9 protein-coding genes and 1 pseudogene are annotated in these 11,469 nt (G+C 68.2%); 8 read left to right on the plus strand and 2 right to left on the minus strand.

From position 1 onward, the window contains the following. The 3 genes and pseudogenes from AC5Y7D_RS30375 to AC5Y7D_RS30385 form a co-directional block, all read left to right on the plus strand. A pseudogene (locus tag AC5Y7D_RS30375) lies at nucleotides 1-388 on the plus strand (hypothetical protein); the annotation flags it as partial. A gap of 318 nt (nucleotides 389-706) precedes the next feature. Beyond that, nucleotides 707-1,252, plus strand: coding sequence for a hypothetical protein (locus AC5Y7D_RS30380; protein WP_499929815.1), 546 nt, complete (start codon nucleotides 707-709; stop codon nucleotides 1,250-1,252). An 84-nt stretch (nucleotides 1,253-1,336) separates the two neighbouring features. Beyond that, nucleotides 1,337-1,630: a CDGP domain-containing protein gene (locus tag AC5Y7D_RS30385; RefSeq protein WP_499929817.1), complete on the plus strand. Its 294-nt coding sequence runs from the start codon at nucleotides 1,337-1,339 to the stop codon at nucleotides 1,628-1,630. Nucleotides 1,631-1,637: 7 nt separating this feature from the next. Here the strand turns inward: AC5Y7D_RS30385 and AC5Y7D_RS30390 are convergent, their stop codons facing one another. Further along, nucleotides 1,638-2,534 carry a L,D-transpeptidase gene (locus AC5Y7D_RS30390; RefSeq protein ID WP_499929819.1) on the minus strand — a complete coding sequence of 299 codons (897 nt, stop codon included), beginning with the start codon at nucleotides 2,532-2,534 and terminating at the stop codon, nucleotides 1,638-1,640. A 178-nt stretch (nucleotides 2,535-2,712) separates the two neighbouring features. On the opposite strand from AC5Y7D_RS30390, the gene AC5Y7D_RS30395 reads away from it, so the two are divergent. From AC5Y7D_RS30395 to secA, 3 genes are all read left to right on the plus strand, one after another. Then, nucleotides 2,713-3,345: a ComF family protein gene (locus AC5Y7D_RS30395; RefSeq protein WP_499929829.1), complete on the plus strand. Its 633-nt coding sequence runs from the start codon at nucleotides 2,713-2,715 to the stop codon at nucleotides 3,343-3,345. Nucleotides 3,346-3,603: 258 nt separating this feature from the next. Continuing rightward, a complete protein-coding gene (gene hpf, locus AC5Y7D_RS30400; RefSeq protein WP_499929821.1) occupies nucleotides 3,604-4,287 on the plus strand; it encodes a ribosome hibernation-promoting factor, HPF/YfiA family in 684 nt (227 codons plus the stop codon). Between the two features lie 110 nt (nucleotides 4,288-4,397). Then, nucleotides 4,398-7,259: a preprotein translocase subunit SecA gene (secA, locus tag AC5Y7D_RS30405; RefSeq protein WP_499929823.1), complete on the plus strand. Its 2,862-nt coding sequence runs from the start codon at nucleotides 4,398-4,400 to the stop codon at nucleotides 7,257-7,259. Between the two features lie 2 nt (nucleotides 7,260-7,261). Here secA and AC5Y7D_RS30410 read toward each other — a convergent pair whose 3' ends face one another. Further along, nucleotides 7,262-8,023, minus strand: a complete 762-nt coding sequence (locus AC5Y7D_RS30410) for an adenylate/guanylate cyclase domain-containing protein (RefSeq protein ID WP_499929825.1) — start codon at nucleotides 8,021-8,023, stop codon at nucleotides 7,262-7,264. Nucleotides 8,024-8,100: 77 nt separating this feature from the next. On the opposite strand from AC5Y7D_RS30410, the gene AC5Y7D_RS30415 reads away from it, so the two are divergent. Together AC5Y7D_RS30415 and AC5Y7D_RS30420 are read left to right on the plus strand one after the other, a co-directional pair. Next, nucleotides 8,101-9,696 carry an HD domain-containing phosphohydrolase gene (locus AC5Y7D_RS30415; protein ID WP_499929830.1) on the plus strand — a complete coding sequence of 532 codons (1,596 nt, stop codon included), beginning with the start codon at nucleotides 8,101-8,103 and terminating at the stop codon, nucleotides 9,694-9,696. 123 nt (nucleotides 9,697-9,819) lie between these two features. Beyond that, on the plus strand, nucleotides 9,820-11,469 hold a 1,650-nt coding region (locus tag AC5Y7D_RS30420; RefSeq protein ID WP_499929827.1), incomplete at its 3' end, for an ABC transporter ATP-binding protein/permease.

Below are 11,469 nucleotides of genomic sequence, written 5' to 3' on the forward strand. Positions count from 1 at the left end.
GCAGGCGGCGCCGCAACTGCGCAGCGAGTCGGGGCAGGACGGGACGGCCCGGCTGCGGTGGGCGCGACGACCGGGTTGGGGTGGTCTCGAGGTCGACGCCGACGTGGTGGGCTCGACCCTGTGGTTGCATCCGCGCGCGGTCGTGGCCGGGCAGCGGCGGTGGAAGCTGCCGGTGCGGACGCCGGCCTACCAGGTGCCGTTGCCGGAGTTGCCGCACGGGCTCATGGTCACCGGTGTCGAGCTGACGCCGAATTCCTTGCAGCTGTCCGGCCTGCTGCCGGAGTGGCGCATGGAGTTGCCGCTGCGGGCGCTGGAGGACCTGATCACCCGGCTGAGCCAGGGGGCGCTGAGCTTCAGTTGGCCGTCGCTGCGGTGGGGTTCGGACTGACCCCGCGCATCACGAGTCGATAAATTACATCGCTGTAATTCGGTCGACTCTTTGCCGAGCCGCCCGCTCCAAAATTGCGCCACCACCATTCCAGCGTCGCCCGGACCGGCCGCACGACTCTCGGGGGTAGCACAGCTTTCGCTGGGAAAGCCGTTCCCCGCATCACTATTCGGGAAAGACACAGTCACGGCTCGGCCGGTGCATCGCATCGGTTCGGCAACCATCGGTTTCGCGGTCTAGGCAAGAATTCGGCGCGCCGATACGGTTCCGCATTGTCAGTGAATGCGGGGGCAATGGGGAGATCGAACGGAGTTGGCGTTGCGGACCATCAATCGATTCTGCGTAGCAGTTGCTGCCGGCGCGGGGTTGTGCGGAGCTGCGCTGGCGCTGAGCCCGGGCGCGTTCGGCACGCCGCTGCGCACCGGCGGTGCAAGCTGCATCGAGCAGCAGGCCGGGGTCGGTCTGGCGCCGATCGCCGCCGCTCCGGTGGTGCTGCCCGGTCCGGTGCCGATCGCGCCGGCGGTGCCGGTCGTGCCGCCGGTGCCCGTCGTGCCGCCGATTCCTCCCGTCCCGGTCGTGCCGCCCGCGGCTCCCGTCGTCCCGGTGGTCCCCATCGCCGGCGCGGGGGCAGGGGTTGCCGGAGCGCCGGCCGGGGCCCCGCTCATCACCCAGGCCGGCACCGGCAAGGGCGCCCCGGTGGCCCCCTCAGCCGGGCGGACCGCCGACCCGGTGGTGCTGCCCGGGCCGCAGGAGCCGGCGCAACCGGCGGCTGCCGAGGTGCCGTCGGCGCCGATCCCGGCCGTGCTGGCGGGGACGACGACGGCCCTTCCGGCGTGCGGAGCGGTGGGCGCGCCGGCACAGTGACCTCTCGATCGCGGCCGCCGGTGATCCCCCGTGAGCGGTAGCGTCATGGGTGGAACACCAGCGGCGGTGTAACGGGAGGCAACTGTGAAGCACTTCGTCGTCGGAGGACTGGTTGCCGTGCTGATGGCCGGGGGGCTGATCTTCGCGGCGCCGCCGGCACAGGCAGGATGCCAATACGGAGGACCCGGCATCATCAGCAAGTGCGACGGACCCGTCCAGCCCGACGGCACCTGGCAACGTTGCGTTGGCTTCATGTCCTGGGTGCCCAGTGGGGCCAGTTCCCATCTGGTGCCCGACAAGCGCTGCGACCTGATGGGTCCTGAGCAGCGCCCCGGGGACCCCGCTTTCGCTGACCCGCCGGTACACATCGACGACTGAGCGCCGGTTAACTGGCTGCCCGGTCGGGGTTCAGGGTTGACGGTTGCAGCGGTTTGGCGTCGGCCTCTTTGTCGCTGTCCACCGCCGGGACACCTTCCTTGACGATCACCGGGTCGCCGACGTGGACGGTGTTGAAGTACCACTCGGCATCGGTGGGACTCAGGCTGATGCAGCCGTGGCTGACATTCTCGGCGCCCATCGCCGAGATCGCCCAGGGGGCGGAATGGACGTAGAGACCGCGGTTGGTGATGCGGACGGCGTAATCGACCGGTAGGCGGTAGCCGTCGGGGTTGTCGACCGGGATTCCGACGCTGCTCGAATCCATCATCACCGACCGGTCTTTGGCGAGCACGCTGTAAGTTCCCACCGGCGTCTCGTATTCCGGCCGGCCCATTGAGGCGGGCAGCACGCCCGGTTCCCCGAAGTGCGACCTGTGATGCGGCGCCGGCAAGGCAGGCGGTGGCGTATCGGCGTCGACTCCGTCGATGCTGACGGTGAAGGTGTGGTTGGCGATGTCTGCGACACCGACCACCGCCGGACCCGTCTTGAACTCGGTGCGCAGCCCGCCCACCGACAGCGCCACCGTGCTGTGCGCCGGCCAGAACCGGTCCGGAAGCCATTGCACGACATTGCTGTCCACCCAGTCGAACCTGCCGGTCATGGCGGGCACCGACGTCACGGCGATCGCGCGTTCCACGGCCTGCCGGTCGACGACCGGCCCGCCGAACGTCACCACGACGGGGTGCGCAACACCCACCACGGCACCGCGCCGGGGCATGACCGAGGCGATTTCGGAGTAGCCGCTCGACTTGCTCGCTGCCAGCAGCGTGACGCCCGCGTGCCCGGCAATCACCGTCGAAGTGATCGCCAGGAGCACCAGCAGGGACCGGATCGCCGCACGCATGGCTTTTTCTCCAGGGTTGATCGGGCGGATGGGCAATAAGGCTTCGTTGCTGGAATGGTAGGGCCGCTGCCGGCGCGAAAATGGAAGCGCGCGAAAGCAAGTCGGTCAGTGTTTGGTTACAAGTCGGTCTCCGTCCGGACTTGTCACCCCTGGCGGCCACACTCACCACATGCTCGACATGCTCGACCTGATTGCGCCGCTGCAGTGCGGCGGCTGCGGCGCCCCGGCCACCCGATGGTGTCCGGCCTGCGCGAACGCACTGGCTGTCGAACCCGGCGAACCGCTGGTAGTGAGTCCGCGCGTCGATCCGCACGTTCCGGTGTTCGCACTCGGCCGCTACACCGGCGCCCGGCGCCGGGCCGTCCTGGCGGTCAAGGAGCGCGGCCGTGGCGACCTGGTCACACCGCTGGCGCGCGCCCTGTCCGTCGGCATCCACCGGTTGTTGTGCTGGGGCATGGTGGACACGCCGCTGACCATCGTGCCGGCGCCCATCCGGCGGTCAGCGGCGCGCCGGCGGGGCGGCGATCCCGTCACCCGGATCGCGGCCGCGGCCGTCGAAGGCCACCCCGACATCACCGTCAGCGCCGCGTTGCGCATGCGCGCCCTGGCCCGCGACTCGGTGGGCCTGAATACCGCGGCGCGCGAACGCAACATCGCGGGCCGGGTGGCCCTGCGCGGCCTACGGCCGGACACCGAGGTGTTGCTCGTCGACGACGTCGTCACCACCGGGGCCACGGCACGCGAATCGGTCCGGGTGCTTCGGGGCGCCGGTGTGCGGGTGGCCGCGGTGCTGGCAATCGCCGCCGCGTGAAGAACTCGCGACAGGTCTGCGAATTGAGTGGCAAGGAAAGGCAAACAGGGTCTAACGTCGACAGCAGACTCTCGACTTACGGTCGCCGAAATTGCCAGGTTCAGCAGCACCCGCGGTAGGAGGTGAGATTCGACTTCTTGCTCCGGCGGGCAGCCTGCGGCGGTGGCTTCCTCAGACCGCTCTAACCTCGTCGGCGCGTATCTGAATGCCGGGCACGCAGGGTGCGTGTGACGAGAAAAGAGAAACGAGTTGTCACGAATGCCAAGGCTCACCGCGGATTCCGAGCAGGGACTCGATCAAGCCGGAACCGAAGACCAGGCCGAACCGACGGCCCACGCCGAGATCGTGTTCAAGGGACGCAACGTCGAGATACCCGATCATTTCCGCATCTACGTTTCACAGAAGCTCGCCCGCTGCGAGCGATTCGACAAGACCATCTACCTGTTCGACGTCGAACTCGACCACGAACGCAATCGCCGGCAACGCAAGGCCTGTCAACGCATCGAGATAACGGCCCGCGGTCGTGGCCCGGTGGTGCGGGGCGAGGCCTGCGCCGACAGCTTCTACGCCGCGCTGGAATCGGCCGTCGCCAAGTTGGAGAACCGGCTGCGACGTGGCAAGGACCGCCGCAAGGTGCACTACGGCGACAAGACGCCGGTGTCGCTGGCCGAGGCCACCGCCGTGCTGCCGCCGCCGGAGAAGGCCTTTGCCGCCGAGCCCGCCGAACCGCACGACCACGACGGTGCCGGGCTCGACCATGAGCCGGGACAGGTCGTCCGGGTCAAGGAACACCCGGCCAAACCGATGTCCGTCGACGACGCGCTCTACGAGATGGAGCTCGTCGGCCACGACTTCTTCCTGTTCTTCGACAAGGAGACCGAACGGCCGTCGGTGGTCTATCGCCGGCACGCCTACGACTACGGCTTGATTCGACTGGCCTGATCCGGCCGGCCTGACCTGACGATCGGCGGCCTTCGCGCGCCCGTCACCTAGGATGGGGGTCGCCCTAGACTCCTACCCGCAGGGGAACATCCCAAAAAGGGGACAACACTGTGCTGTCCAAGTTGTTGCGCCTTGGTGAAGGTCGCATGGTCAAACGCCTCAAGAAGGTCGCTGACTATGTCGACTCGTTGTCCGACGACGTCGAGAAACTCACCGACGCGGAACTGAGGGCCAAGACCGACGAGTTCAGAAAACGACTCGCGGACGAGAAGAACCCGGAAGACCTCGAAGACCTGCTCCCCGAGGCGTTCGCGGTGGCCCGCGAGGCCGCCTGGCGGGTGCTCGACCAGCGCCCGTTCGACGTCCAGGTGATGGGCGCAGCGGCGTTGCACATGGGCAACGTGGCCGAGATGAAGACCGGTGAGGGCAAAACCCTGACCTGTGTGTTGCCCGCCTACCTCAACGCACTGGCCGGCAAGGGCGTGCACGTTGTCACGGTCAACGACTACCTGGCCAAGCGCGACAGCGAGTGGATGGGCCGGGTGCACCGCTTCCTCGGCCTGGACGTCGGCGTCATCCTGGCGCAGATGACGCCGGACGAACGGCGCGTGGCCTACAACGCCGACATCACCTACGGCACCAACAACGAGTTCGGCTTCGACTACCTGCGCGACAACATGGCCCACTCATTGGACGACCTGGTGCAGCGCGGGCACAACTTCGCCATCGTCGACGAGGTGGACTCCATCCTGATCGACGAGGCCCGCACCCCGCTGATCATCTCCGGCCCGGCCGACGGCGCGTCCAACTGGTACACCGAGTTCGCCCGGCTGGCGCCGCTGATGCAGAAGGACACCCACTACGAGGTGGACCTGCGCAAGCGCACGGTCGGGGTGCACGAGAAGGGCGTGGAGTTCGTCGAGGACCAGCTCGGCATCGACAACCTCTACGAGGCCGCCAACTCACCGCTGGTCAGCTACCTGAACAACGCGCTGAAGGCCAAGGAGCTGTTCAACCGCGACAAGGACTACATCGTCCGCAACGGCGAGGTGCTCATCGTCGACGAGTTCACCGGCCGCGTGCTGATCGGCCGCCGCTACAACGAGGGCATGCACCAGGCCATCGAGGCCAAGGAGCACGTCGAGATCAAGGCCGAGAACCAGACGCTGGCCACCATCACCCTGCAGAACTACTTCCGCCTCTACGACAAGCTGGCCGGCATGACCGGTACCGCCCAGACCGAGGCGGCCGAGCTGCACGAGATCTACAAACTGGGTGTGGTGCCGATCCCCACCAACAAGCCGATGGTCCGCACCGACCAGTCCGACCTCATCTACAAGACCGAAGAGGCCAAGTACATCGCGGTGGTCGACGACGTCGCCGAACGCTACGAGAAGGGCCAGCCGGTCCTGATCGGCACCACCAGCGTGGAGCGCTCGGAGTACCTGTCGCGCCAGTTCACCAAGCGGCGCATCCCGCACAACGTGCTCAACGCCAAGTATCACGAGCAGGAGGCGGGCATCATCGCCGAGGCGGGCCGGCGGGGTGGCATCACGGTGGCCACCAACATGGCCGGCCGCGGTACCGACATCGTGCTGGGCGGCAACGTCGACTTCCTCACCGACAAGCGGCTGCGCGAGCGCGGCCTGGATCCGTTGGAGACGCCCGAGGAATACGAAGAGGCGTGGCATCAGGAGTTGCCCAAGGTCAAGGAGGAGGCCAGCTCGGAGGCCGAAGAGGTCATCGAGGCCGGCGGCCTGTACGTGCTCGGCACCGAGCGGCACGAGTCCCGGCGCATCGACAACCAGTTGCGCGGCCGGTCCGGCCGCCAGGGCGACCCGGGCGAGTCCCGGTTCTACCTGTCGCTGGGCGACGAGCTCATGCGCCGGTTTAACGGGGCCGCGCTGGAGAGCCTGCTGACCCGGCTGAACCTGCCCGACGACGTGCCGATCGAAGCCAAGATGGTCACCCGGGCGATCAAGAGTGCCCAGACCCAGGTCGAGCAGCAGAACTTCGAGATGCGCAAGAACGTCCTGAAGTACGACGAGGTGATGAACCAGCAGCGCAAGGTCATCTACGCCGAGCGTCGCCGCATCCTCGAGGGAGAGAACCTCAAGGAGCAGGCCCTGGACATGCTCCGCGACGTGATCACGGCGTACGTCAACGGCGCAACCAGCGAAGGCTACGCCGAGGACTGGGACCTGGACGCGTTGTGGACAGCTCTCAAGACGCTGTATCCGGTCGGGATCAGCCACGAGGACCTCACCCACCGTGACGCGGACTCCGAGCACGACGACCTGACGCGCGAAGAACTGCTCGAGGCGCTCCTCAAGGATGCCGACAAGGCTTACGCGGCAAGGGAGGCCGAGCTCGAGGAGATCGCCGGCGAGGGCGCGATGCGCCAGCTGGAACGCAACGTGCTGCTCAACGTGATCGACCGCAAGTGGCGCGAGCACCTCTATGAGATGGACTACCTCAAGGAGGGCATCGGGCTGCGGGCAATGGCCCAGCGCGACCCGCTGGTGGAGTACCAGCGCGAGGGTTACGACATGTTCATGGCCATGCTCGACGGCATGAAAGAGGAGTCGGTCGGCTTCCTGTTCAACGTCAGCGTGGAAGCTGTACCGGCTCCGCAGGTCGACGTGGCACCGGTCGAACAGCCCGAAGGCCTGGCCGAATTCGCCACCGCCGCCGCCGCGCAGGACCAGCCGCCGGCGCGCGAGCAGCCCCCGAAAGAGCCGGTAAGCACGTTGCGCGCCAAAGGAATCGACGACGCCGACGAGGCGCCGGCACTTACCTATTCGGGTCCGTCCGAGGACGGCTCGGCTCAGGTGCAGCGCAACGGCGGCGGGGCCAAGACCTCAGCCGGCGCGGCTGGATCGGTCGGGGGAGGCAGCCGGCGGGAACGGCGGGCAGCGGCGCGGCAACAGGGCCGCGGCGCCAAGCCGCCGAAGTCCGTCAGAAAGCGCTGACCTCACGCGCCGAGGACGAACGCGTCGACCGGCTGCACACGTCCGCGCAGGGTGAGTCGGCGTCGCTGAGCGGTCACCGTGCCCACATCGGCCACTCCGGTGGCGACGAGCAGTTCGCCGCCGGCCGCGTGTCGTTGCATCCGCGCCGCGACGTTGACCGGATCGCCGAGGGCGGTGAAATCGACGACCGCGCCACCCACATTGCCCACATACGCGACGCCGGCATTAATTGCCACGCCGAGTTCCAGCCAGGGCCCTCCGCCACTTCCGTAACCGACCGCTTCGAGCAGCTGCCTGCCCGCCAGGACCGCTTTCGCCCGGTACTGCGGGCCGCTGATGCCGCGGACGAAGAACGCCATCACCTCGTCACCGATCAGCTTGTCGATCACCGCGTCATGACGCAGCAGGGTATGCGTCGCCACGTCGTAGAACCGGTTGAGCAGGGCGGCGAAATGTGTGGCAGCGCCGCCCTCGCCCAGCGCCGTGGAGCCACGCACGTCGGCGAACAGAACTGCCACGTCCACCTCGGCGCCGCCCGCGGGTAGCGCGTCGCAACAACGGCTGCACAGATTGGGGTTCTTGCGTGACGGGCTGAAACCGGCGACCGCCAGCATGCGACCCGCGGGGCCGCCGAACGGGTTGTTGCACAACTTGCACCGCGGCGCCGAGGGCAGGTAACGGAACAGCCGTCGTGCCTTGACCAACGGCGCGTGACCCTCGGTCAGCACGCTGTCCCAGGGGTTGTGCTCGATCGTCGTAACCATGCGGCAAGGCTAGGCCGCACGCACGGGGCACCGCATGAGGCAACCGCCCCAGAAACCACCGGGTGCACAATATGGTCGTGCATCCGACCGGGACTCGGCAGGGCTCGACAAAAGGCCTGCGCAAGGCCGAGCTGCTGGCGGCGGTGTCACTGGCGATCGACCTCGGTCTGGGGCAGCCGATGGAACACATGCTGCGCTCTACCCTGATCGCCACGCGCATCGCCGAGCGGATGGGCCTGGATACCCGGCAGCGGGCCACGGTGTACTACGCCAATCTGGTCGGGTGGATCGGCTGCCACGCCGACTCCCACGAGCTTTCGGCGCTGTTCGGTGACGACATCGCCTTCCGCGCCGACACCTACGGGGTGGATATGGCCGGACTGCCGTTCCTGCGGCTCATGGTCAGTCACGTCGGGCGCGGGCTGCCGGTCTGGGAGCGCGGCATCCGCTCGGCGGCCTTTCTGCTGACCGCGCGCAACCAGGTGGCCAACCTGATCAGTTCGCATTGCACTTCTGCCGGAGTGTTGTCGGACCGGATCGGGCTGGACCGGCAGGTGGGCACCGCGCTGGGCTACATCTTTGAGCGCTGGGATGGCCGCGGGATGCCCAATGGTGCTCGCGGAGAGGAGATTCCGCTCGAGATCCATATCGTCCACCTGGCCGACGTGATCGAGGTCCACCTGCGGGCCGGCGGGCTGGACCGGGCGCTGGAGACCGCCATGTCGCGGCGCGGCACGCAGTTCAGTCCGGCCGTGGCCGACGTGTTCCGGCGCGATGCCGCCGCAATCGTCGAGGGCCTGCTCGAAATAGACGTATGGACCGCGGCTTTGGCGCAGGCACCGGATCGCGACCGCACTCTCGACGACGAGGAGATCGACGAACTGCTGCGGGCTCTGGCCGATTTCGTCGACCTGAAATGCCCCTGCTCGCCGGGCTATTCGCGGGGCGTTGCGGATCTCGCGGCCGGGGCGGCCCGGCAGCTGCGGATGCCGTCGGCCGACATCAGCCGCCTGTACCGGGCCGGGCTGGTCCAGGGCCTCGGCAGGCTGGGGGTCTCCAATCAGATCTGGGAGAAGAAGGGCCCGCTGAGCACGGCCGAATGGGAACGGGTTCGGATGTACCCCTACCTGACGGGCCGGATACTGAGCCGGGTCAAAGGCCTGGAGTCGGTGGTGTCCGTCGCCACCAAACACGAGGAACGCATCGACGGGTCCGGCTTCCCCCGAGGGCTCGCCGGAGCCGAATTGACGGCCCACGACCGGCTTTTGGCCGCCGTCGCCGCGTATCACCAACTGCTGGAGCCGCGTCCGCAACGGGCCGCCGTGGATCCGGACGCTGCTGCCGCACAGCTGCGCCGAGAGGCGCGCGACGGACGCCTGGATCCGGAGTCGGTGGAAGCCGTCCTGGCCGCGGCGGGGCATCGCACCACCCGGCGGGCGTCGTCGTGGTCGTCGGGACTCACCGCCCGCGAGGTCGAAGTCCTGCGCCTCGTCGCGCAGGGCCGGTCGAACCGTGACATCGCAGCCGAGCTGTTCATCGCCGAGAAGACGGCCCGCAATCACGTCGAGCGGATCTACGCGAAGTTGGGTGTCAACAACCGCACGCAGGCCAGTCTCGCGGCCATCGACCGGGGCCTGGTGGGCTTTCCGGCCGACGGTGCCCCCGCACGATGAGGTACTGACGAAGAGCCGCAGCGGCGTGCCGTTTTGAGGCAAACGCCCCATGTGAGCAGTCCCGGCAGCGGCCGATGATCAGCTCCTGACGATGCAATTCAGCAACGACGGGAGGCTACGGACATGACCGGATTGACGGTACAACCACTTCAGCTACAGGGCGGGCGGGTTGATGCCGTCGACGTGAGCCGACGGGCCGGCCGCAGGCAGATCCTGCCCGGGCTGTCGCTGTCCATAGCGCCGGGTGAGCTGGTTGCGATTGCCGGCGGCAGCGGAGCCGGGAAGACCACGTTGCTGGAGATCCTCGCCGGCCTGCAGCCACCGACCACCGGGGAGGTCTGGCATGACGGCGTCGTTCGGGGTGCCCGATCGCCCATCGGCTATGTCCCCCAGGACGACATCATCCATCTGGAGATGCCGCTGCGCCGCACGCTGCAGTATGCGGCGCGGCTACGCCTGCCGGCGGGCACGTCGGCGGCCGAAGCGGATCGGGTGGTCGAACAGACCATGGTGGATCTCGACCTGGCCGACCGGGCCGAGGTGCCGGTCCGCGCGCTGTCCGGGGGCCAGCGCAAACGCGCCGGCATCGCCGTGGAACTGCTGACCCGGCCCCGTCTGTTCTTCCTCGACGAACCCACCTCCGGGCTCGACCCGTCGACCGCGGCCGACGTCATGCGTCTGCTGCGCAGGCTCAGCGAGCGCGGGGTGACGATTGTGCTCACCACGCATGAGCCGGCCGGCATCGACCGGTGTGACCGGGTGATCTTCCTGGCTCGTGACGGCCATCTGGCCTTCAGTGGCAGCCCGGCCGAGGCGCGCCGCTACTTCGGTGTCGACGATCTGGCCGGCGTGTACGAGCGACTGGCCGCCGAGCCGAACCCGGCGGTCTGGGCGCGGCGTTTCGCGACCGGCTTGGACAGGCCGCAGGCCCAGCCGTGTCCTGCTGCGTCGCCATCGCCGAGCATCCGGCGCCCGGGAGTCGTCGCGCAGTGGTGGCTGATGACGCGGCGCAACGTCGATGTCCTGCTTCGCAACCGGCTGACCCTCGCCGTGCTGCTCGGTTCACCGGTGCTGGTCACCGCGATGATGGCGACGCTGTTTGTGCGCGGCGCGTTCGATGCGCGCGGCGCGGCCGATGTCGGTCCGGCGCAGATCGTCTTCTGGATCGCGTTCGACGGCTTCTTCTTCGGCCTCACCTACGGTTTGCTGCAGATCGTCGGGGAGATCGCCGTCTTCCGGCGGGAGCGGCTGGCCGGGATCAGCGTCGGTGCCTATGTGGCATCCAAGGTGGCGGCCCTGCTTCCGGTGCTGGCCGCGGTGAGCGCAGTGCTGCTCGCCGTGCTGCGGTTGCTCGGCCGACTGCCCGCCGCCGGGTGGCACGTGTACGGCTTGCTGTTCGTGACGATGGTCATCGAGGCGACTTCGGCACTGGCCCTCGGTCTGCTCGCCTCGGCCGCGGTGCACAACGCCGCCCAGGCCGCGCTTGCTCTGCCGATGCTGTGCTTCCCGCAGGTGCTGTTCGGCGGCGCCATCGTCCCGGTCGACAAGATGGCGTTCCCGGGACGGTTGATGAGCATGGGCCTGGCCAATCGCCATGCATTCGAAGCGCTGGGCCGCAACCTTGATCTCGACCGGATGACCGCCACGCTGCCGGCCATGTCCGCCTACCGCGAGACGTTCAGCGGCGGCACCGGGGGCAGTCTCGCCGCGCTGGCTTCGTTCGCCGTCGTCCTCACCCTGGCCACCGTGTGGATTCTGGACCGCCGGTCGCGC

It is taken from the genome of Mycobacterium sp. NGS49, assembly GCF_059812565.1.

Bases quoted from the DNA above. Each gene is read 5' to 3' on its own strand.
- AC5Y7D_RS30395 (WP_499929829.1), top strand. From the start codon at position 2,713: ATGCTCGACCTGATTGCGCCGCTGCAGTGCGGCGGCTGCGGCGCCCCG.
- hpf (WP_499929821.1), top strand. From the start codon at position 3,604: ATGCCAAGGCTCACCGCGGATTCCGAGCAGGGACTCGATCAAGCCGGA.
- AC5Y7D_RS30410 (WP_499929825.1), bottom strand. From the start codon at position 8,023: ATGGTTACGACGATCGAGCACAACCCCTGGGACAGCGTGCTGACCGAG.
- AC5Y7D_RS30390 (WP_499929819.1), bottom strand. From the start codon at position 2,534: ATGCGTGCGGCGATCCGGTCCCTGCTGGTGCTCCTGGCGATCACTTCG.